The following is a 22166-nucleotide window of genomic DNA, read 5'->3' as shown; positions in this document are numbered from 1 at the left end:
CATCAAGATTCAAATTGATTCATGTTGTTTTGATTCATCGAAATTCATGTTGTTTTGATTCATCGAAATTTGTTTTGATTTCACCTTGACAACGTAAGAAGGATGATGTATTATTTGGGAGACCGGTTAGAAGATGCTAACCATTTTTTATCGTACACTGGTTGCTTTATGCTAACTGATATTTTGATGACAGGTGAGAAGAATGACTTTGAAAGATGCCTTGGAAGGAAAAGAGTATTTCGTCCGGCAAATTAATACGGATGATGAGGAATTGAACGCGTTTTTATTTTCTCTTGGGTGCTATGAAGGAGAGCCGATTACGGTGATCTCCCACTTGAAAGGTGGCTGCGTTGTTTCTATTAAAGACGGGCGCTACAATATCGATAATCAACTGGCCGAGGCAATTCTAATCTGATATTGCCTCGCCCAGTCCATAGAAGGCATAGGTTGCTGCACATGTCGGTTAGCATAAGACAACCGCCGTGTGTTGTGATAAAAAATAGCGAAAACATAATAGAGGAGGAACTTACCATGCGTATTGCCTTGACCGGCAACCCGAACTCCGGCAAGACCACCATGTACAACGCTCTGACTGGGCGAAATGAAAAGGTGGGCAACTGGGCTGGTGTTACGGTAGAAAAGAAGGAACATCCCATTAAGAAAGCGTATTTCAGCGGTACCGAAGAACTGATTGCGGTGGATCTGCCCGGTGCCTACTCCATGTCACCCTTTACTTCTGAAGAGAGTATTACCAGTTCTTATGTGCGGAACGAGCATCCGGATGTTATTATCAATATTGTGGATGCCACGAACTTGAGCCGCAGCCTGTTTTTCACGACTCAGCTGCTGGAATTGGGCATCCCCGTGGTGGTCGCCCTGAACAAGAGCGATATCAATGCAAAAAAGCAGACCGTCATTGATGTAGCGTCTCTCTCCGCCAAACTGGGCTGTCCCGTGGTAGAGACCGTCTCCACCGCCGCGGAAGGGCTGAAGGCCGTAGTGGATGCCGCTGTTGCACAAAGCGGTAAAATCCAAAGAGCTCCTTATGTCCAGGGCGACATTGATCTGACTGACAAGAAGGTTGTGGAGGAAGCCGACCGTAAGCGTTTCGCGTTTGTCAATTCCCTGGTCTCCCAGGTGGAGAAGCGGAAGGTCCTCACCAAGGACAAGGGCACGGGGGACGCCATTGACGCCGTGCTGACCAACAAGTTCCTGGGCATTCCCATCTTTGCCGTGGTCATGTTCCTGGTGTTTCAGATCTCGCAGGTCTGGGTGGGTCCGCTGATTGCGGACACGCTGGTGGCCTGGATCGAGACCTTCCAGGGCTACGTCGGCGAGGTGCTGCTGGCTGACGCCAATCCTCTGCTGACCGCGCTGCTGGCCGACGGCATCATCGGCGGTGTGGGCGCTGTCGTGGGCTTCCTGCCTCTGGTTATGATCATGTATTTCCTGATCGCGCTGCTGGAGGACTGCGGCTATATGTCCCGCGTTTCGGTGGTTCTGGACCCCATCTTCAAAAAGGTAGGTCTTTCCGGCAAATCGGTCATTCCCTTTGTTATCGGTACTGGTTGTGCCATCCCCGGCGTTATGGCCAGCCGTACCATCCGCAACGAGCGTGAGCGCCGTGCTACCGCTATGCTGACTCCTTTCATGCCCTGCGGCGCAAAGATCCCCGTGATCGCCCTTTTTGCCGGCGCATTCTTTGACGATGCGGGCTGGGTGAGTTTTACCATGTACTTCACCGGCATCGTTCTGATTTTCCTGGGTGCTCTGCTGGTCAACAAAATTGCCGGTTACAAGAACCGCAAGTCTTTCTTCATCATCGAGCTGCCCGAGTATAAAGTTCCCTCTCTGCTCTTTGCCCTGAAAGCTATGTGTGCCCGGGGCTGGGCCTACATCGTAAAGGCCGCCACCATCATTCTGCTGTGCAACACCGCTGTGCAGATCATGCAGACCTTCAACTGGAGTTTTGCTGTGGCCGAAACTGCCGATAGCTCTATTTTGGCCTCCATTGCCCACCCCTTTGCCTATCTGCTGATTCCCATTGTTGGCGTCCTCAGCTGGCAGCTGGCCGCCGCCGCTGTCACCGGCTTCATCGCCAAGGAAAACGTGGTGGGTACTCTGGCTGTCTGCTTTGTGGGTCTTGAGAACCTCATTGACACCGATGCGCTGGAAATGATGGAAGGCGCCGGCGCTGAGGTGGCGGGTGTTATCGCCATTACCAAGGTGGCTGCTCTGGCCTATCTGATGTTCAATCTGTACACGCCTCCCTGCTTTGCCGCCATTGGTGCCATGAATTCTGAGATGAAGAGCGCCAAGTGGCTTTGGGCTGGCATCGGTCTGCAGCTGGGTACCGGTTATACTGTGGGCTATCTCGTATACCAAATCGGTACCCTGATTACCACTGGTTCGGTGGGCGCAGGCTTTATCCCTGGTTTGGTTGCAGTGGTTGCTTTTGCTGCTGTACTGGTTTATCTGTGCACGAAGACTGAGAAGGACCTGAAGCGTGAATATGCGCTGAGTGGAGCAAATGCGTAATGATTGATTACATTTTAATCGCAATCATTTTGGTGATTGTTGCAGCAGCAGCTTTTTATGTTTACAAAGCAAAAAAAAGCGGAAAGAAATGTATTGGGTGTCCGGATGGCTGTTCGGCATGCAATGCAAAAAAGAATGGTTCCCATTGCAGCTGCGGTGCGCATAAACATAAGTAATACAGGACAAAAAGCTGCGGTTCTCCAATAGGGGGAGCCGCAGCTTTTCTTAGAAAGATCACAACAAGAACCCGAAGAGAAAACATATCTGTATCTTAATATAAAAGACTAGCTTTCGCTTTGACAGTCATATGGAGAAATGATACCATGGCAATAGTTAGCCGATACTAACTATTGCTTTTACCTTGATGTTAGTTTGAACTAACCGCATGGGCTTCTGATGAATCCTGCGGCTATAAATTAAAGAGGAGAAGGACGGGAGGTTTTGTGAAAAGCAAACGTGCCACAGAAGACTATGTAAAAACTATTTACCAGCTGTCACAAAAGGGAAAGGTTCGTTGTTGTCAGATAGCTAAGTGTTTGTCTGTGTCCCGGCCTACGGCATTGATGTCGATTAGAATTCTTTCGGAAGAGGGGCTGGTATATCAGGATGACCTCAAAAATATTTATCTGACCGAGAAGGGGATAAAATTGGCGCAAAAAGTGGAGGCCAAGCATCGAGTACTATATGAGTTGTTGGTTATGGTTGGAGTTGATGAAGAAATCGCTTCCAGAGATGCATGCAAAATGGAGCATGGGCTTGGAGAAGAGAGTTTTTTGGCTTTGCAATCGCTGGTCAGAGATCCTGATTAAGTGACTGAGTGTTTTGCACTTATTTGGAAATGAGGACGGGGTATGTTAATTGAATGTCTGAAGAAGGATATACAGGCAAGTGCAGTCCGGCTCGATGATATACCAGGGATTTACATCTGTCGGTTTAAAGGGGCAGGAATATCCGATAAAATTGTACTCCCTTTTCCTATGGAGGAAACTCCAGGGTTTGTTGAAGCTCTCTTTTGCACGGAAGGCGAAATCATCATACAGCGTGCGAACGATATTCCGTACAGGGCGGTAAAAGGAAATGTTCTGCTTTTGACTAATATGACAGAGTATACTTCGATCAATATCAGCAAAAACATGCAAGGAATTCTGGTAGCAATCGATAACTGCCGAATTAGTAAACAATTTTTTTCTCTCTGCGATATTTTAAAATTAGACCTGGAACAATTAAAATCTGAAATGAGGGAGTGGCCCGAGAGTATAATAATCGTTAACAATAGCTGGACACAGTCCCTGTTTGAGCTCTTGGACTTTATGCCTGAGGAAGCGGCCGGAAAGTATTGCTTTTTGAAATCTTTGGAACTGTTGTATGTTCTGTCTGCAAGGAATTGCGGAGAAAGCGGTAATGATCGGGCTGAAGAAAGTAGGCGTATGTGCCGAAGTGTATTGGATGCCAAACGATATATGGAGGAGCACTTATCTGAGAAGATCACCATAATTCAATTAAGCAGAATGCTTTCTGTTTCGCCTACCTATTTGAAGGCGGAATTTCGTCGCATACACGGAATGTCTATTCACCGCTGGCTGATGGAATTACGTATGCGGAGAGCCGAAGAATTGATTTGCTGTACGGATCAGCCTATTTACCAAATTGCACAAGAAGTCGGATACGAGGGTATGAGTCAATTCAGTACGGTTTTTAAAAAGCATTATGGCGTTACGCCGGGACAATTTAAAAAAATGTCAAAAACCATAACAAGGTGTCCGTTTCAATAATGACAGGCAGAGAAGGCCCATGTATAATAATTGGACACTCAACACCATCTTGATGCAAAAGGAGTGATCTCAGTGAAACAACATCGTTTCTGGGCCTGGGGTGCAGTAATTTGCATGATCATGGTTATGGTCACGGGCTACAAGCGGAAATGATAGAAAGGAAGAACTAAAATGGGAATGTACTCTAAACTGGCGTGCTTTGTGGGCGGTGCTCTGTTTGGCTCTTTCGGAGTCAAGCTTCTGGCGAGCAAAGATGCGAAAAACGTATATGTGCATGCAACTGCTGCAGGATTGCGCATGAAAGATTCCGTAATGGAAACGGTTACTAATGTGCAGGAGAATGCAGCCGACATTCTTGCCTCTGCCAAAGATCTCAATGAAGAGCGCGCCGCTAAGGAAGCTGAAGAGAATGCAGCAGCCAAAGTGGAAGACGTGGAAGCCTGACATCAGCAGAGGGAGCCGCCCCCACGCGGCTCCCTTTTTTCATGAAGGAGGATAACTCATGAATGCAACAATCTTGTACGAGAGTCGTGGCCGAATCCGTATCAGACTGCAGCAAAGGCGAATGACTCCGGAACAGGCAGATCAGTTGGAAGCCTGGCTGCAGAGTAGGGGCTGGGCAAAGAGGATCACTGTCCATGAACGCACCTGCTCTGTAATTGCGTATTATAGTGGAGACAGGCAGGCGGTTTTGGACGATATTCGTCGTTTTTCCTGGAAAGATGCAGAAAAGAATGTGAGTTTGCCAGTTCACAGCAGTCGTGCCTTGAACCGGGAATTTGAAGAAAAATTAGTGGGCAAAATTGTGATGAAGGCAGCCTGCACGTTGTTTTTGCCGTCCCCATTACGAATTGCTCGAATTCTCTGGCATATGATTCCTTTTGTGCGACGTGGTTTGCGCTGCCTATTACAGCGGCGAATCAAAGTGGATTTATTGGATGCTCTGTCGATTTCGATTTCTGCTTTCCGAGGAGATTTTGGTACTGCCGGAGCGGTGATGTTTCTGCTTGAAGTGGGAGAGTTGCTCGAGGAATGGACCCGAAAAAAATCCATGGAGGATCTGGCCCGGTGTATGTCACTCAATGTTGATCGGGTTTGGCTTCGTACGGCGCAGGGAGAAGTACTGGTTCCAGTGTCTCAAGTGCGGCCGGGAGATGCAATTGTTGTGCGCGCAGGAAGCGTCATCCCTATGGACGGTATTGTTCTGGAAGGGGAAGCAACTGTTAATCAGGCTTCGCTTACCGGAGAGTCCATACCGGTTGCCAAACGAGCCGAGAGTGCTGTTTATGCGGGCACTGTGGTGGAGGAAGGCGAATGCGTTCTGGAAGTAAAACAAGCATCCGGACAAAGTCGCTACGATCAGATTGTACATATGATTGAACAATCCGAGCAGATGAAATCGGCAGCTGAAAGCAAGGCGACTCATCTGGCGGATAAGTTGGTTCCTTACACTTTTTTCGGCAGTCTGTTGAGTTTTGCCTTAACGCGCAATGTAGCGCGTGCTTTGTCGGTTTTGATGGTGGACTTTTCCTGTGCGCTAAAGCTGGCAATGCCTTTGGCGGTTCTCTCTGCTATGCGAGAGGCTGGCAGGGCTCATGTTACAGTTAAAGGAGGAAAATTCCTGGAGGCGGTAGCTGCGGCAGATACCGTTGTTTTCGATAAAACAGGTACCCTTACACATGCTTGTCCCCGGGTAGCAAAGGTCATTCCCTTTGGAGAGAACAAAGAAACCGACATGCTTCGTCTTGCAGCCTGTCTGGAAGAGCATTTCCCGCATTCCATGGCGAATGCAGTAGTGGAAGAGGCAAAACGACAGGGGCTGACCCATGAGGAATTCCATTCAAAAGTGGAATATCTGGTGGCTCACGGCATTGTGAGTACAGTGGATGGTAAGCGTGTATTGATCGGTAGTGCACATTTCGTTTTTGAAGATGAGAAATGCAAAATTCCAGAAGGAGAGCAGGAACGATTCGCCATGCTGCCGGAAGAATACTCCCATCTGTTCCTGGCGATAGGCGGGCAACTGGCGGCTGTGCTCTGTATCTCTGATCCTCTGCGAGAAGAGGCCACCGCAGTGCTTCGTACATTGCGAAATATGGGAATTAAACGAACAGTGATGCTTACCGGCGACAGTCAACGTACAGCAGCTGCCATAGCATCTCAGTTAGGTGTGGACGAGTTCAGAGCAGAGGTATTGCCTGCAGATAAGGCTGAGTTTGTCGCACGCTTGCGCAAAGAAGGACATACGGTTTTAATGGTAGGGGATGGAATCAATGATTCTCCCGCGCTTTCCGAGGCGGATGCAGGAATTGCCATCAGCGATGGTGCGGCATTGGCCCGAGAAATTGCAGATATTACCATTGCTGCTGATAGTCTTTGGGAGCTGGTAGAGCTGCGTCATGTTGCGATGGAACTGATGCGGCGGATACATTCTAACTATCGTTTTGTGATTGGATTTAATGGTGCACTTATCGCATTGGGGGTAATGGGCATTTTGCCGCCAGCGACTTCCGCTACGTTACATAATTTGTCCACATTGGGTGTAAGTTTGAGAAGCATGAGTCCATTGCCGAAAGTACAGAAAAATGTGGATACAATCATAAGTGGTGATTAATGTGAAAGCGGTGGCCACAGGCGGTACCTGCGAAATAAGCACATATGAGAAAGGGGTTATACCATTGCGTATGGTGAATAGCCGGACGAAGCTTTGGATGTGGTAACACACCTGACGGGAATTGCGAGAAGCCAGTGAAGTCAGATTGTTGCGGATCGGTTCTGTTTTGGTGTCTCTTGCCCAAAGAAGGAGATCCGTCAAAATCATCTTCGAAACGCTTTGGGAATTTTAGTTTATTTTGACTCCGCAGCTTCCCGAAAAAGACATTCTGCACAGTGTGACTGATACTCCTGATGGCGGTCGATGTACTGGTTTCCCCAATCGCTGAGTCCACTCAATACATTGAGCAGGGTTTTCCCGTTATCTGTCAACTGGTATTCTACCCGAACTGGAACTTCATTGTATTGTTCCCGATGCAGAATCCCATATTCCTCCAGATGCTTCAGAGATTGGGAAAGCATTACATTGGTAATACCAGGCACTCCGCGTTTGATCTGATTATAGCGCATAGGTCGGCCGTCCTTCAGCAGGCAGATAATACTCAGCCGCCACTTTCCGCCTATAATATCCATCGCTAGCCGCAACGGGCAAATCTCAACCTGGTTTTTCATAGTTCAATAATCCTCCCCAGATACGAAAAAGTATACCATATACAAAAAAACTGCGTTCTTGTCAATTTGCTTTCTCTCCATATAATGAAAGTAGATACAGAAATCATACCATGTATTGATAATTTATCAAGGGGGATTACTATGAAACTCTCAATTGTCTACGACAGCAAGACTGGAAACACTGCCAAGATGGCTGAATACATCATTGAAGGTGTTGCACAGGTTGCTGGAGCTGAGGCCAAAGCATTTTCTATTGAGTCCATTGACGAAGCATATGTGAAAGAAAGCGATGCCCTGATCGTGGGTACGCCTACCTATAACGGCTATCTTACTGCCCGCATGAAAGCCTGGCTGGAATCTGCTCCGGTCAAGTTAAATGTGGCAGGAAAATTGGGTGGTGCTTATGCTACGGCGGCCTTTATTCATGGCGGCGGTGATCTGGCCATTCAGTGCATCCTCACTCATCTGATGGTGGACGGCATGATGGTCTATTCCAGCGGTCAGGCCAAGGGAATGCCTGTAATCCATCTGGGACCGGTAGCCATCGGTCCGGATCTGGACTCCTTCGCCGAACTGTTCCGGATTTACGGAAAACGTATGGCAGAGCAGGCGATGCAGATTTCTTCCAAATAAGCAAAAGTGCCGAATTCCCGCAGCATTTCGGGGGATTCGGCACTTTTTGGATGATTTCGGTTATAGCCCTTTCCTTTGTGATCTTGTATCTGCTCACAGAGAGCGGCTGGACAGCATTTTAAATCGCATACTCCGATGGATGTCGGCAAATAAACTCCGGTATCCGTTGAGAAGCAATATATAATTAGGAGTTGGATAACAATGAAGTACGATTTTACCTCGATCATCGACCGCAACGGCAAAGATGCTATCGCAATGGATGTGGAGGCCGGTGTTCGGATTGGTTTTCTCTGCGGAGATGGCGTAAAGATCCGCGAAGGGTTCGATGTGATTCCTATGTGGGTGGCGGACATGAACTTCCCTACAGTCCCCACTATTCCCGAAGCCATTATTGAGCGTGCAAAGCATCCGGCCTATGGGTATTTCAATCCGACAGAAGAATACTTTCAGTCCATTATCACCTGGCACGAAAAACGCAATGGCGTGACCGGTCTGACCAAAGAGTGCATCGGTTATGAAAACGGTGTTCTGGGTGGCGTAATCAGCGCGCTGAATGTGATCTGCTCTAAGGGCGATAAGGTATTGCTGCATTCTCCTACCTACATTGGTTTTACCAACAGCATGACCAACAACGGCTTTGATATGGTACTCAGCCCTTTGAAAAAGGATGAGAATGATGTATGGCGCATGGATCTCGAGGACATGGAAGAGAAACTGCGCACCCAAAACATTCATGCTGCCGTACTCTGCTCTCCGCATAATCCCACCGGCCGTGTGTGGGAGCGCTGGGAGCTGGAAAAGGCCATGGAACTGTTTGAAAAGTACGATGTCAAAGTTGTTTCCGATGAAATCTGGAGCGACTTGATTTTGAACGGACACAAGCATATTCCTGCGCAGATGGTAAACGAGTGGGCACGTCAGAATACGGTAGCAGTGTACGCACCCAGCAAGACCTTTAACCTGGCTGGTCTGGTGGGTAGCTACCATATCATTTACAACAAGTGGCTGCGGGATAGAGTGCGCAAAGAGTCCTCGCTCCCTCACTATAACGATATGAACGTGCTGAGCATGCATGCACTGCTGGGCGCATACAAACCGGAAGGTTATGAATGGGTTGACGAGTTGAATCAGGTTCTCACGGAAAATGTGAATTTTGCCTGTGATTATATCCGAGATCACTTCGACGGCGTTGAAGTTTCCAAGCCGGATGGAACCTACATGCTGTTCCTGGACTGCACCAAATGGTGTGAGAAGCATGGGAAAACCATCGAAGAGGTACAGCGCGCTGGAATTGAGGTGGGTGTAATCTGGCAGGATGGCCGTATTTTCCATGGCCCCTGTGCGACTCGACTGAATCTCGCTCTTCCCTTGAGCCGAGTAAAAGAAGCGATGGAACGATTGGATCGTTATGTGTTCAATGCTTGAGTGAAGACCCAATCATCCTTTTGGAATGAAAAAGCGACCACTTTGTTGTACTGGTTCGACCAGAATGATTATCTGCGGCAATAAAACTCGCACAATGATACGGGAAGATACAGAATTAAGAAACTTCCCTCTCTACTGTCCGAAGTGCAAAAAGGAAACAAGCATCAATGCTCAGGATATGAAAGTCACGCTTGCAGAACACAAATAAGATTTTTATGTATGCCGCCGCATGGGTGATACCATAGCGGCGGTTTTTCGTGCCTATCGGCTGTCTCTGTCAAAGGATTTCTTTCTCTGTCTCGGCTGGTTTCTCTGCTTACCCTCCGCCTGAAGCTGACGCAGGCGTTTCAGCACGCTCTCTCGTTCAGGCGGCTTTGCCTGCTCTTTTTTGGCGGGTTTCTGTTTTTCCCTGACCTGTTGCTCCCATGCGGCAAGGTCACGATTGAACTGCTCCACAACAGCCTCCGCCTTACGGTAGGTTGCCATGTACGCCTGCACATCGGGATAACCGTCCTCTTTCAGAACATCGGGCAGTTTATCCAGCTTTTCAGCGATTTCCTTTTCTGTCCGCTGTATCTGCTCTGTGAGCGCCTTGCGCTCCTTACCCTTGAAAATCCCTTTTGTATCGGCAAGCTGTTGTTTCAGCTTCGGAAGTACCGTATCCTGCAAATGCCGGATTTCTTTCGCCTTATCCTGCGCCTTTATCATCAGCTTTTGCATGGTACGGAACTCTGCCATATCTATTTCAAGGACAGGCTTCGGCGGCATATCGTGTTCACGGATTAAGTTTTGCAGGAAGTCCTTAGCCTTGTTTACGATACTGCGGAACAGACCCGGCAGCCAGCCCTTGCTTTTGATAGACTGGCTCGCCTTTTCGTGTATCTCTGTCTGCTTGACTTCTAAAATCTTTGCTTCGGAGATACCTGATAATAACGCCATATCCGCTGTCCTGTTCCATTCCTGCCTTGCGGCATTATCGGCTTTGATTTCGTCCTCTTTGGGATTATTTTTGCCGATTTTCTTGGCCGGAAGATAGACGCTGTTTTTATCAAATACCTTTAAGTGCTGCTCAGGATCGGAGATATGGCAGTTAATAAGTTCTGTATACACTTCCTTTATCTCTCGGAGAAAAGGCTCTCCCTTAAAGCGTGTATCTTTGGTAGTAAACAGATGGCTTTCGTATACCTCGCCTTTTTTGATGACGGTACAGCCTTTCCGTATCTGCCCGTCCTCCCCCGTGATTTCCTTTTTGGTGCGGACACGCTTTCCAGTCTCGTCAAAGAACACGCTGCGGGAAGCAACCTTCACATCAGGTTCGGGGAGCAACCTCCTCTCGCTGAAAATCAGATGGATATGATAATTTGTCTTGCGCTTGTTGTGGTGGAGGGCGGACACGCACTCCACACCGTACCGCCTGCGGAACTCCTCTGTAAAGTCCGTGAGTACCTGCTGCGGCTCGTATTGCGTATAGATTTCGGGCAAGGCGATAATCAGTTCCCTTGCTTCGATACATTTGCCCTCTGTGCCGCTGCGCTGAAACTCCTGCTGGCTTTCCCTTGCAAGGTTGCTCCAAAAGGTGCTGTCGGCGGTGCGGTAGGTGGCATAGAGATTTTCCTGCCTTGCATGGCTTGTAATATACGATATTCGCCCTTTGACATTGGGCAGTTTTGACATCTGGATAAAACTGTGTCTCGGCATACATCATCTCCGTTTTCTGTTGTCAAGGTGCGTCCTTTTTTTGCAACCGTTTACGGTTGTGGCTGTCGCTGCGGCAGCGGTGACAGCCCCGTATCATACGCCGCAGGCGGTTGATACGGAAGCCCCCTGCAAGGGCGAAATACCCGGAGTACAAATCGAAGATTTGTGCGAGGGGTGTATTTCGCTCTCAAACGCCGAGGGCTTAGGGTTACTTTCCGAAAAGAGAATGGATGGTCATTCCACTCTGCGGACATCATCGGGCTTCAGAAGATTTCTTCCCTGATTGACCGTCAGAAACCGTTCCAGCGTGTCCCTGCGGATAATGGTCTTGCGCCCCACTTTGAGGACGGGCAGCTTTCCCCATTCCACCAGCTTCCGCATGGTGTTCCTGCCGATACCCGTACATTCTGCGGCTTCCTCTATGGTAAGTCCCATTTTGACTGCGCTCATTCTATCAACCTCCTTTTAGAATACTCATTTTGCAACTACTGTTTTATCATTATACTTATTCTGCCATCTCTTGTCAACCTATTTTGCAACCATTCATAGTTTGTTTACAACTTTCATTGAGATAAAGGTTGCAAAATAAGTATCGGCGTGTTATACTGATACCAGTCAGGAGGTGAACACCTTGAAAAAAGAAACCACATTCACCGCAAAACAGGTCGGTAGGAGGATTAAGGAACGCCGCACAGAGTTAAACATTACCATGCCGGAACTTGGCAGGCGTGTAGGCGTGAACAAATCCACCATTCAGCGGTATGAAGCGGACGGAGTTGATCCGAAGCGCACAATGGTTATCAACGGTCTTGCGGAAGCGTTGCTCACAACTCCCGAATGGCTGACAGGTCTTTCCGATGATAAGGAATATGACACCTATACTCTTTGCCAGCGGGATATTGAGGAACACATCAGGAAATATCTGGACACAGTTTCCTATACAGTAAAGGGCGAGCCGCACCAGCAGCTTCTCACGACATTTCTCGGCAAGATGGTTGACCTGTATACGGTTATGACCTGCTACTTTGCTGATGCTATGGAGGAAGTTGACCGTGTGGCGGAGGACAAAGGGCTGAAAGAGTCTCTTGGACGGTACGCCATAGAGTCCGGGGCAATCATGGAACAGGTATACCGCAAGAAGATGGAAGTACCGATTGAGGATATGAAACGGTTTTTAGACGGGATTTTACATATCCACGATGAGGGGCGCACAAGAATGTCGATGGGCGCACTTTTCGGGATAGTGGAGGAAGCCGAAGAAAGGCTTTCCGAAAAAGAAAATTCCGTGGCACCTTGACAAGTAAAGACGCCAGTTGACTTTCACTGGCGGAAGTGACACAATTACTTTACGCACACCATATGTCACAGTCCCGATTGCCACGGATAGAAAGGAGTTTTTTATCTATGGCAAAAGGTTCTGTAAGAAAGAAAGGCAAAAAGTGGTACGGACGCTTTTATATTGAAGATGAAAGCGGCAGAAAAGTGCAGAAAGAGTTTGCAGGCACAGAGAGCAAGGCGGAAACAGAAGCCATGCTCCGCAAAGCGATAGCGGACTATGAGGAAAAGCAGTTTGTCGGGAAAGCGGAAAACATCACGGTAGGCGATATGCTGGATATGTGGGTAGAGGAAGAACTGAAACCCGGCAACTTAAGCAACGGGACGGTCATGTCCTATCAGGGAACGGTCAACCGTATCAAGCAATATCCCATTGGCAAACGCAAGCTGAAAACCGTGACCGCCGACCATTTGCAGGCGTTCATTGATTTTCTGAGCTACGGTGGGACAAACCCGGACGGGACAACTTCAAAGCCCATGAGCAAAGGATATATGCTCCTGTTCTCGGCGGTGTTGCAAAATTCCTTCCGCTTTGCGGTTTTCCCGAAAAAACTGATTACCTTTAACCCTATGCAGTATGTGAAGCTGAGGGGCAGGAAGCAGGAAACGGATATTTTCTCGGACAGTGAGGAAGATACTTCCAGTATTCCTACTATCACCCATGAACAGTTCCAAAAGCTGGAGGAATTTCTCAAGGCAAAAGATAATCCCGCCTTGCTGCCTGTGCAGATAGCGTACTACACGGGGCTTCGTATCGGGGAAGTATGCGGCTTGACTTGGCAGGATATTAACCTTGAGGAACAATATCTCACGGTACGCCGAAGCATGCGCTATAACGGAACAAGGCACACAACCGAAGTGGGAACGACAAAACGGAGCAAAGTCCGCACCGTTGATTTCTGCGACACGCTGGCGGCAATCCTGCGGGCGGCGAGAACAGAACAGCGCAAAAACCGTTTCCGCTACGGGGAGTTTTATCACCTGAACTACTACAAAGAAGTAAAGGAAAAAGGGCGCACCTATTATGAGGTTTACAGCCTGCAAAGGACAGAGGAAGTCCCGGAGGATTACAAGGAAATCTCCTTTGTCTGCCTGAGAGCAGACGGGGCGTATGAAGCGCCGAGTACGGTAGGGATTATGTGCAGGGCGGCAAAGAAGAAAGTGAAAGGGCTTGAAGATTTCCATTTCCACACGCTCCGTCACACCTACACAAGCAATCTGCTTTCCGGCGGCGCAAAGCCGAAAGATGTGCAGGAACTTCTCGGACACTCCGATGTCAGTACCACAATGAACATCTACGCTCACTCTACAAGGGAAGCGAAGCGCACTTCCGCAAGGCTGCTGGATAAGGTGGTCGGCGGGGAATAAAAAGTTGCCCTTGTTTCGGCTCGTAAGGGCAAAAACAAGGGCAAACAGATAAGGTTTGAATGAAAAACAGGCGTGAAGCCTTGAAAAATCAATGGTTTTTGAGGATTAGATAGTTAAAATTCAATTTAGCAAGTGCGATATTTAAGAAAAAAGCAGCGGTTGCCAATAAACACACAAGTGCGATGGGCATTCCCCACAGGGCAGCAGCCCAGAACGCCAAAGGATGTTTCCCGAAATAAACAGAGAGTCCTTTTGTGAAAGAAGAAAACAGGAGGCTTTGAGAAGAAAATATGGTATGCTTTGTAAGCTGGCTTTCCTGCGTTGGATGAATTCTTTCTGCCGCAATATGGCTTGATTGCATCATAATAGCTGCACCTCTTTCGACGCTTCTCATGGTCATACTATAGCACATAGAGGTCAAAGAAGCCGTTAGGGAACTTTTTGGCTTGCTAAGATTTTGTTAAGACGGTTATCTTAATGGAATCTTAATGCGCTGATGAGCCTTCTTTACATTATTTCAAGGCAGAGTATGGTACAATAAAGACAAAAATGAGAAGCGGGCGATGGAAGATTGGATAATTGGTACGAGTCGGAATACGAAAAAGCAGATAAACCGCGGCAAGGCCGTTTGAAGATATTTTTTGGTTATGCCGCTGGTGTGGGGAAAACCTATGCGATGCTGAAAGCCGCTCATCGTGCGAAGGATCAGGGTGTGGATGTTGCAGTGGGGTATGTGGAAAAGCATACCCGCCCGGATACATTGGCGCTGTTGGATGGATTGGAACAACTCCCCACGTTGAAAGTAGAGTACAAAGGAATCGTTCTGAACGAGTTTGACTTGGATGCAGCATTGAAAAGACGACCTCAATTACTGCTTGTGGATGAATTGGCGCATAGCAATGCAGCAGGTTGCCGCCACACAAAACGATACCAGGATGTGGAAGAACTGCTGAGAGCGGGAATCGATGTATATACGACGGTCAATGTGCAGCATCTGGAGTCGTTAAATGATCTGGTGGCTTCTATAACGCAGGTTGCCGTCAACGAACGGATTCTCGACTCGGTGTTCGATTCAGCTGACCAGGTGGAGCTGGTGGACATTGAGCCGGACGATTTGATCCTTCGGCTTCAAACGGGTAAGGTTTACCAGAGGAACCAGGCCTCCCGTGCGTTGAATCACTTCTTTACAAAGGACAATTTGGTAGCGCTGCGTGAGATTGCGCTGCGCCGCACAGCTGACCGATTGAGCCGGAATGCGCAGCGGACAGGAAACGAGACTGCGGCGAAGGCAAGCGAGCATATTTTGATCTGCCTGTCCAGCTCACCATCGAATGCAAAGGTGATCCGTACAGCGGCACGGATGGCGGAGGCGTTCCATAGCAGTTTTACAGCGTTGTTTGTAGAAACGACCGAGACAAAGGAGCTGAAGGGAGAAAATCTCAAGCGATTGCGTGACAATCTGCGGTTGGCAGAGCAGCTTGGTGCACAGATTGCTACTGTTTATGGAGATGACCCGGCGGTACAGATTGCCGAGTACGCAAAGGTCAGCGGCATTACAAAAATTGTTCTGGGCCGTACCAACCACAAGTCCACGGTCTTTTTGAAAAGCAAAACACTGGTGGATAAGCTGACGAAACTTGCCGGTGACATTGATGTGTATATCATTCCCGACACACAGCCGCTCTACAAGAAAAAAGCATCCTTCATTCATCTGGAAGATCACAAATTTCGCTGGACGGATTTGCTGAAGGTTGTTCTGATTACGGCAGCAGCTACCGGAATCAGTTTTTGCTTCTATACATTGGGGCTGCGGGAAGCGAATATCATTACGGTATACATCTTGGGCGTTCTGCTGACGGCCATCTGGACAAACGGGCATCTCTATGGCGCGCTGGCATCGCTGCTCAGTGTTATCTCGTTCAACTTCTTCTTTACGGTACCACGCTTCACATTGGCAGCAAATGATCCGGATTACCCGGTCACGTTTTTGATCATGCTGGTGGCCAGTGTGATTTCCAGTACACTGGCCACACGGGTTAAAAAGCAGGCGCGCCAGTCTGCCCAGAAGGCATATTATATGGAATTGCTGATCAACAGCAATCAAAAGCTTCAGCAGGGGCGTGATGAGCAGGAAATCATTCAGATTGCGGCAGAGCAGGTGAGTGCACTCCTGGATCGGCCGGTGCTCTACGCTTTGGCGATGAAAGGACAGGAGCTTTCTTTTCAGGTATCGCCGCAAAGCGAAGCAAACAAACAACTCAGTGCAATGACGCCGGAAGAAAAAGGGGTTGCAGACTGGGTAATAAAGAATAACAAGCATGCGGGCGCGACCACCAATACGCTCTCGCACGCGCATAATCTGTATCTCTCTGTCCGGGGAAACCAGGAAGTAATGGGCGTGATTGGCGTTCCGGCAAAGTATTATCCGCCGCTGGAGGTTTTCGAGAAAAACCTGATGATTTCGATCCTGAACGAATGCGGCCTTATTCTGGAACGCAGGAGATTGCGGGATGAAAAACAGAAAATCGCGCTGGAGACGCAGCGGGAAAGGCTGCGGTCCAACCTGCTGCGAGCGATTTCCCATGATCTGCGCACACCGCTTACCAGCATCAGCGGAAACGCAGGCGTTTTGATGGAAAAGAGCATCGCGCTGACGGAAGAGAAAAAGCAGGAAATCTACGCGTCGATTTACGATGATTCCATGTGGCTGGTGGACCTGACGGAAAATCTCCTGTCCATTACAAGGATAGAAAACGGCACGATGCATCTGCAGATGAATGCGGAGCTGATTGACGACGTACTGCGGGAAGCAATTGCGCATGTTGATCGTCAGGCTGCCAGACATCACATTCGGGTGAACCTGGAAGATGATTTGCTGATGGCAAAAATGGATGCCCGGCTGATTGTTCAGGTAATCATCAACATTGTGAATAACGCCATCAAGTATACTCCGGAGGGGTCTCACATCTGCATTTCCGCTGAAAAAGAAGACAGAATGGTATGCATCCACATTGCAGACGATGGACCGGGCATTTCGGACGAGGCAAAGGTGCATCTGTTCGACATGTTCTATACCGCCGGGATTGGAAAAGCCGACAGCCGGAGAGGGTTGGGCCTGGGGCTCAGCCTGTGCCAGTCCATTGTGGAGGCGCATGGTGGTGAGATCTTTGTGGAGAATAATGAGCCGCACGGAGCAGTATTCTCCTTTACATTGCCTTTAGAGGAAGTGAATTTAGATCGTGTATAAGCCGAAAATTCTGGTAGTGGAGGATGATCCAGCCATTACCAATCTGATTCGAACCACTCTGGATACCCAGGAATATCAATATCATACAGCGAAAAATGGCGCAGAAGCATTGCTGGATGCGGTTTCTTATAATCCGGATGTGATCATACTGGATTTGGGTCTGCCGGATATGGATGGTGTGGAAATCATCCATAAGGTGCGTGGCTGGAGTATGGTTCCGATTATCGTGGTAAGCGCCCGGAGTGAGGACCAGGATAAGGTGGAGGCGCTGGATGCCGGGGCGGACGATTATCTGACCAAACCGTTCAGCATCGATGAACTGCTTGCTCGATTGCGGGTGGCATTGCGACGCAGCCGTGCAGAGGAAGGTGCATCCCAGACGCAGAGCGGCATATATCGCAATGGCGGAATTGTGATCGATTATGCGGCCGGCTGCGTATATATGGAAGGAAACGAAGTCCATCTTACTCCCATTGAATATAAGCTATTGTGCGTACTTGCGAAAAATACGGGAAAAGTGCTTACACACAACTACATTTTGAAAGAGGTGTGGGGGAGTGTGCTGGCTTCCGATACCCCTTCGCTTCGTGTGTTCATGGCAACCCTGCGCAAGAAGATTGAGAAAAATCCATCCGATCCCAAATACATTCAGACTCATATTGGCGTTGGATATCGAATGATCCGGCAATGATATCGTAAAAAATTGATTTAAGGCAGCTCTGGTTTCAGAGTTGCCTTTTTGTTTCAAAAGGCCTGGAGAGCGCTTTTACAAAGCGGCGGGATCGTCTTAACAGAACCTTTATACGGTGCATGAAACGCTAAGACCAATTTCACAAAGAAGTTGGTAAAATGATTTTGCAAAAACGAAAACAGGAGGATACCGTTATGATGGATCTTATTATGATCGCGGTTTTAGCGGGCTCTGTGGGTCTCATTTATTTGCTGATTGGCTGGTGCCAGAAGCAGGTAGACCGGAGCGAGTAAGGAGGAGTGAAGCCATGATTGTTCTTGGTGTAGTTGTTGTGTTCCTGGGTTGCTATTTGGTCTATGCTCTGGTACACCCGGAAAATTTTTAATACTTGCAGGAGGAATTGAGTATGCTGCAAATCATCTTGACCATTATCCTTTATTTGATAATGGTAGTTCCGGTGGGTACTTATGTCTATCATATTGCAGCCGGGAAACACACCTTTGCCGATCCGGTGTTTGACCGTGTGGACGGCGTTATCTTCAAAATTAGCGGCGTAGATCCCGCCAGCGGGATGAACTGGAAACGCTATGCGGCAGCACTGGTGGGAACCAATGCTGTGATGATCCTTCTGGGATATATTGTTCTCCGCATTCAGAGTATTCCGCTGTTCAACCCCAATGGAATCGGGGGAATGGAGGAGTCGCTTTCGTTCAATACCATCATCAGCTTTATGACCAATACCAACCTGCAGCACTATTCCGGTGAATCCGGTTTGTCGTACCTGTCGCAGATGCTGGTGATCATCTTCATGATGTTTGTTTCCGCTGCCACCGGTTACGCGGCCTGCATCGCGTTCATCCGTGGTCTGGCTGGGAAATCCAAGGACAATGTGGGAAACTTTTTTGTGGACCTGGTGCGAATCATCACCCGTGTGCTGCTGCCGTTTTCCATCGTTGGAGGACTTTTGCTGGTATGGCAGGGCGTTCCTCAGAATTTCTCCGGCAATGTTGTCGTGGATACCATTGAAGAAACCAAACAGGTCATTGCCATGGGCCCCGTTGCTGCCTTGGAGATCATCAAGCATTTGGGAACCAATGGCGGTGGTTTCCTGGGCGCCAACTCCAGTACACCCATTGAGAACCCGACAATCCTTTCCAACCTGATTGAACTGTATTCGATGATGCTGCTTCCCGGCGCCTGTGTGATCACCTTCGGCAAAATGGTTCGTGACCGCAAGAAGCTGAAGGAACAACCGGAAAAGACTGTACATAAGAGCCTGAGTGTTTGGATGTATGGACGGGAAGGCCGCAGCATCTTTGCCGCCATGGGAATCCTTTTTGTGATTGGTCTGAGTGTATGCTTCTGGGCGGAATCACAGGGCAACCCCGCTCTGGCAGATGCGGGCTTGAGCCAGTCCATGGGAAGTATGGAGGGCAAAGAAGTGCGCTTTGGCATTGCGCAGTCCGCCTTGTTTACCACGACGACCACGTCGTTCACCACCGGCACGGTAAACAACATGCATGATACGCTCACCCCTCTGGGCGGCATGATCCCGATGCTGCACATGATGCTGAATGTGGTATTTGGCGGCAAGGGCGTAGGACTGATGAACATGATCCTGTACGCGATTCTGGCCGTGTTTATCTGTGGGCTGATGATCGGCCGGACTCCGGAATATCTGGGCAAAAAGATCGAGGGCCGTGAGATGAAACTTACCGCTCTGTGCATCATCATTCATCCGCTGCTGATTCTTGCGTTCTCTGCACTGGCTGTGGGAACACAGGCTGGTCAGGCGGGAATCACGAACCCTGGCTTCCATGGACTCTCTCAGGTGCTGTACGAATACGCTTCCTCTGCCGCAAACAACGGCTCCGGTTTTGAAGGTCTGGCGGATAACACCCTGTTCTGGAATATCACGACCGGTCTGGCAATGTTCTTTGGGCGCTATCTGTCCATCGTGATCCAGTTGGCGATCGCAGGCTCTCTGATGAAAAAGCGGTTTGTCAATGAATCCGTCGGTACGCTGCACACGGATACGATGAGCTTTGCAGTGATTCTGGTGTTTGTGGTCTATATCTTTGCAGCACTTACATTTTTCCCGGTGCTTGCACTTGGCCCCATCGCGGAGCATCTGACCCTTTGGGCATAAGGAGGAACCCCTATGAGCAAGAAAAATCAGAAGCTGGTCACGCCGGATATATTCCGGCAGGCGCTGATCGGCTCCTTTGCAAAACTGAATCCCGTATACATGATGAAAAATCCGGTCATGTTTGTGGTAGAGGTGGGCTGCTTCATCACGCTGCTGCTGTCCTTCTTCCCGGGGCTGTTCGGAGATGTAAGCACTGGCACAAACCTGCGGCTGTATAATATCATCGTTTGCGTGGTGCTGTTTATCACGGTTCTGTTTGCAAATTTTGCCGAGTCTGTTGCCGAAGGGCGGGGAAAGGCACAGGCTGCAAGCCTGAAGAAAACCCAGAAGGATACAAAGGCCCGACTGCTGATGCCGGACGGCACCGAAAAAGAGGTGCTGTCCAGCGAGCTGAAAAAGGGTGATGTGGTCATGGTCTGCGCCGGTGAAGTGATTCCCGGCGATGGCGAAGTGATCGAAGGCATTGCGTCTGTGGACGAATCCGCCATTACCGGCGAGTCCGCTCCGGTGGTTCGTGAGTCTGGCGGCGACTTCTGCTCGGTGACCGGCGGCACGACCATTGTGTCGGACTGGCTGAAAATCCGCATCACTTCGGATGCCGGCAACAGTTTTCTGGATCGTATGATCGCACTGGTGGAAGGAGCTTCCCGTAAAAAGACCCCCAACGAGATTGCGCTGAATACTTTGCTGGTTTCCCTGACGATCATTTTCCTGATCGTTATCGTTACGCTTTATCCCATCGGCATTTATTCCGGCGTTCAGCTGCAGACTTCTACTCTGATCGCGCTGGCGGTTTGCCTGATTCCCACCACGATCGGCGGTTTGCTCTCCGCCATTGGCATCGCGGGTATGGATCGCGTTACCCGGTTCAATGTGATTGCCATGTCCGGCAAGGCAGTGGAAGCCTGCGGCGACGTGGACACCATGATTCTGGACAAAACCGGCACCATTACTTATGGCAACCGTCTGGCCGCTGATTTCTTCCCGGTAGGCGGTGCGAACCGCAGCGATCTGATCCGCTGTGCGGCCCTGACCAGTCTGCACGATGATACCCCGGAAGGGAAATCCACGTTGGAGCTGGCCCGGCACCTGGGGGATAACAGCCAGGAGACTGCCGGCTCGGAGTTTATCGAGTTTACGGCGCAGACACGGATGAGCGGTGTTAATCTGCCGGATGGCACGAAGGTTCGCAAGGGTGCGGCGGAAGCAATCGAGCAGTATGTGAAAGCTCTGGGCGGCACGATTCCTTCGGACCTGCATGAGCAGGTGAACAAGATCTCCAGTCTGGGCGGTACGCCGCTGACGGTATGCGAGAATGACTATATTCTGGGCGTAATCTATCTGAAAGATACAGTAAAGCCTGGCATGGTCGAGCGCTTTGAACGGCTGCGTGCGATTGGTATCAAAACCATCATGTGCACCGGCGATAATCCACTTACCGCGGCTACCATTGCAAAAGAAGCAGGTGTTGATGGTTTCATTGCCGAGTGCAAACCTGAGGATAAGATCGATGTGATCAAAAAGGAGCAGGCGGAAGGTAAGATTGTTGCCATGACCGGCGATGGAACCAACGATGCTCCCGCACTGGCGCAGGCAAATGTGGGCCTGGCCATGAATTCTGGTACAACCGCGGCCAAGGAAGCTGCTAATATGGTGGACCTTGACAGCGACCCGACCAAAATTCTGGAAGTGGTTGAAATCGGCAAGCAGCTGCTGATCACCCGCGGCAGCCTGACCACCTTCTCGATCGCGAACGATATTGCCAAGTATTTTGCGATTATCCCTGCGATGTTCATGATCTCCATCCCTCAGCTGAAGGTGCTGAATATCATGAATCTGGCTACACCGAACAGTGCGATTCTGTCTGCGCTGATCTTCAATGCAATCATTATCCCTTGTTTGATTCCTTTGGCAATGAAGGGGGTAAAGTATCGGCCCATGTCCTCCGGAAGAATGCTGGCCCGGAACATGCTGATCTATGGCCTGGGTGGCGTGATTACGCCGTTTGTGGGAATTAAAATCATCGATACGTTGATTGCCCCTCTGCTCACTGCCATCGGTCTTGGGCTCTAAGAAAGGATGCGA

Annotated in this window: 21 protein-coding genes; 17 read left to right on the top strand and 4 right to left on the bottom strand. The window is 49.3% G+C overall.

The window, feature by feature from the left end; all coding sequences use genetic code 11:
• The first annotated feature begins 202 nt into the window (after window positions 1–202).
• The 7 genes from ACESYO_RS09795 to ACESYO_RS09765 all read left to right on the top strand — a co-directional run bounded on the left by ACESYO_RS09795 (window position 203) and on the right by ACESYO_RS09765 (window position 6924).
• The gene (locus tag ACESYO_RS09795) at window positions 203–415 is read left to right on the top strand and encodes a FeoA family protein (RefSeq protein ID WP_058964345.1); all 213 of its coding nucleotides are present in this window, start codon (window positions 203–205) and stop codon (window positions 413–415) included.
• Between the two features lie 116 nt (window positions 416–531).
• Window positions 532–2538, top strand: coding sequence for a ferrous iron transporter B (feoB, locus tag ACESYO_RS09790; RefSeq protein ID WP_373209889.1), 2007 nt, complete (start codon window positions 532–534; stop codon window positions 2536–2538).
• Window positions 2538–2714, top strand: coding sequence for a FeoB-associated Cys-rich membrane protein (locus ACESYO_RS09785; protein ID WP_132587392.1), 177 nt, complete (start codon window positions 2538–2540; stop codon window positions 2712–2714). The genes feoB and ACESYO_RS09785 overlap by 1 nt, the downstream gene beginning before the upstream one ends.
• A 267-nt stretch (window positions 2715–2981) precedes the next feature.
• The gene (locus ACESYO_RS09780; RefSeq protein WP_058964343.1) at window positions 2982–3347 is read left to right on the top strand and encodes a metal-dependent transcriptional regulator; all 366 of its coding nucleotides are present in this window, start codon (window positions 2982–2984) and stop codon (window positions 3345–3347) included.
• A gap of 42 nt (window positions 3348–3389) precedes the next feature.
• Window positions 3390–4310, top strand: coding sequence for a helix-turn-helix domain-containing protein (locus ACESYO_RS09775; RefSeq protein ID WP_373209890.1), 921 nt, complete (start codon window positions 3390–3392; stop codon window positions 4308–4310).
• 171 nt (window positions 4311–4481) lie between these two features.
• On the top strand, window positions 4482–4754 hold the full coding sequence (locus ACESYO_RS09770; protein WP_058964341.1) for a DUF6110 family protein: 273 nt from the start codon (window positions 4482–4484) through the stop codon (window positions 4752–4754).
• A 58-nt stretch (window positions 4755–4812) separates the two neighbouring features.
• Window positions 4813–6924, top strand: a complete 2112-nt coding sequence (locus tag ACESYO_RS09765; protein ID WP_373209891.1) for a heavy metal translocating P-type ATPase — start codon at window positions 4813–4815, stop codon at window positions 6922–6924.
• 233 nt (window positions 6925–7157) lie between these two features.
• Here ACESYO_RS09765 and ACESYO_RS09760 read toward each other — a convergent pair whose 3' ends face one another.
• Window positions 7158–7535, bottom strand: coding sequence for a winged helix-turn-helix transcriptional regulator (locus ACESYO_RS09760; protein ID WP_058964339.1), 378 nt, complete (start codon window positions 7533–7535; stop codon window positions 7158–7160).
• A gap of 141 nt (window positions 7536–7676) precedes the next feature.
• Between ACESYO_RS09760 and ACESYO_RS09755 the strand changes: the two genes are divergently transcribed.
• From ACESYO_RS09755 to ACESYO_RS09745, 3 genes are all read left to right on the top strand, one after another.
• Window positions 7677–8168 (top strand): flavodoxin family protein, encoded by a 492-nt coding sequence (locus tag ACESYO_RS09755; protein WP_058964338.1) that lies wholly within the window; start codon window positions 7677–7679, stop codon window positions 8166–8168.
• Window positions 8169–8369: 201 nt separating this feature from the next.
• Window positions 8370–9593, top strand: coding sequence for a MalY/PatB family protein (locus ACESYO_RS09750; protein ID WP_373209892.1), 1224 nt, complete (start codon window positions 8370–8372; stop codon window positions 9591–9593).
• 64 nt (window positions 9594–9657) lie between these two features.
• Window positions 9658–9801 carry a cysteine-rich KTR domain-containing protein gene (locus tag ACESYO_RS09745; RefSeq protein ID WP_373209893.1) on the top strand — a complete coding sequence of 48 codons (144 nt, stop codon included), beginning with the start codon at window positions 9658–9660 and terminating at the stop codon, window positions 9799–9801.
• Window positions 9802–9854: 53 nt separating this feature from the next.
• Here ACESYO_RS09745 and ACESYO_RS09740 read toward each other — a convergent pair whose 3' ends face one another.
• Both ACESYO_RS09740 and ACESYO_RS09735 read right to left on the bottom strand, forming a co-directional pair.
• Window positions 9855–11267 (bottom strand): MobA/MobL family protein, encoded by a 1413-nt coding sequence (locus tag ACESYO_RS09740; RefSeq protein WP_225363507.1) that lies wholly within the window; start codon window positions 11265–11267, stop codon window positions 9855–9857.
• A 258-nt stretch (window positions 11268–11525) separates the two neighbouring features.
• Entirely contained in the window at window positions 11526–11741 is a 216-nt protein-coding gene (locus ACESYO_RS09735) for a helix-turn-helix domain-containing protein (RefSeq protein WP_002586623.1), read from the bottom strand.
• 172 nt (window positions 11742–11913) lie between these two features.
• On the opposite strand from ACESYO_RS09735, the gene ACESYO_RS09730 reads away from it, so the two are divergent.
• Window positions 11914–12588, top strand: a complete 675-nt coding sequence (locus tag ACESYO_RS09730; RefSeq protein ID WP_225363674.1) for a helix-turn-helix domain-containing protein — start codon at window positions 11914–11916, stop codon at window positions 12586–12588.
• 107 nt (window positions 12589–12695) lie between these two features.
• A complete protein-coding gene (locus tag ACESYO_RS09725; protein WP_002586625.1) occupies window positions 12696–13994 on the top strand; it encodes a tyrosine-type recombinase/integrase in 1299 nt (432 codons plus the stop codon).
• 88 nt (window positions 13995–14082) lie between these two features.
• On the opposite strand, the gene ACESYO_RS09720 is transcribed toward ACESYO_RS09725, so the two are convergent.
• On the bottom strand, window positions 14083–14358 hold the full coding sequence (locus ACESYO_RS09720; RefSeq protein WP_373209894.1) for a hypothetical protein: 276 nt from the start codon (window positions 14356–14358) through the stop codon (window positions 14083–14085).
• A 207-nt stretch (window positions 14359–14565) separates the two neighbouring features.
• Between ACESYO_RS09720 and ACESYO_RS09715 the strand changes: the two genes are divergently transcribed.
• The 5 genes from ACESYO_RS09715 (at window position 14566) to kdpB (ending at window position 22154) form a co-directional block, all read left to right on the top strand.
• Window positions 14566–17241, top strand: coding sequence for a DUF4118 domain-containing protein (locus ACESYO_RS09715; protein ID WP_373209895.1), 2676 nt, complete (start codon window positions 14566–14568; stop codon window positions 17239–17241).
• Window positions 17234–17932, top strand: coding sequence for a response regulator (locus tag ACESYO_RS09710; protein ID WP_373209896.1), 699 nt, complete (start codon window positions 17234–17236; stop codon window positions 17930–17932). Before ACESYO_RS09715 ends, ACESYO_RS09710 begins: the two co-directional genes overlap by 8 nt.
• A gap of 307 nt (window positions 17933–18239) precedes the next feature.
• Window positions 18240–18317 (top strand): K(+)-transporting ATPase subunit F, encoded by a 78-nt coding sequence (kdpF, locus tag ACESYO_RS09705; RefSeq protein WP_143424560.1) that lies wholly within the window; start codon window positions 18240–18242, stop codon window positions 18315–18317.
• 21 nt (window positions 18318–18338) lie between these two features.
• Window positions 18339–20081 (top strand): potassium-transporting ATPase subunit KdpA, encoded by a 1743-nt coding sequence (locus ACESYO_RS09700; RefSeq protein ID WP_373209897.1) that lies wholly within the window; start codon window positions 18339–18341, stop codon window positions 20079–20081.
• Between the two features lie 12 nt (window positions 20082–20093).
• Window positions 20094–22154, top strand: coding sequence for a potassium-transporting ATPase subunit KdpB (gene kdpB, locus ACESYO_RS09695; RefSeq protein ID WP_373209898.1), 2061 nt, complete (start codon window positions 20094–20096; stop codon window positions 22152–22154).
• Window positions 22155–22166 lie beyond the last annotated feature (12 nt).

Source organism: Allofournierella massiliensis (genome assembly GCF_964241245.1).
In the GTDB taxonomy this organism is placed as follows: domain Bacteria; phylum Bacillota; class Clostridia; order Oscillospirales; family Ruminococcaceae; genus Allofournierella; species Allofournierella massiliensis.
Note: the sequence above shows the minus strand (reverse complement) of the source record. Positions and strands in the feature narration are given on the sequence as shown.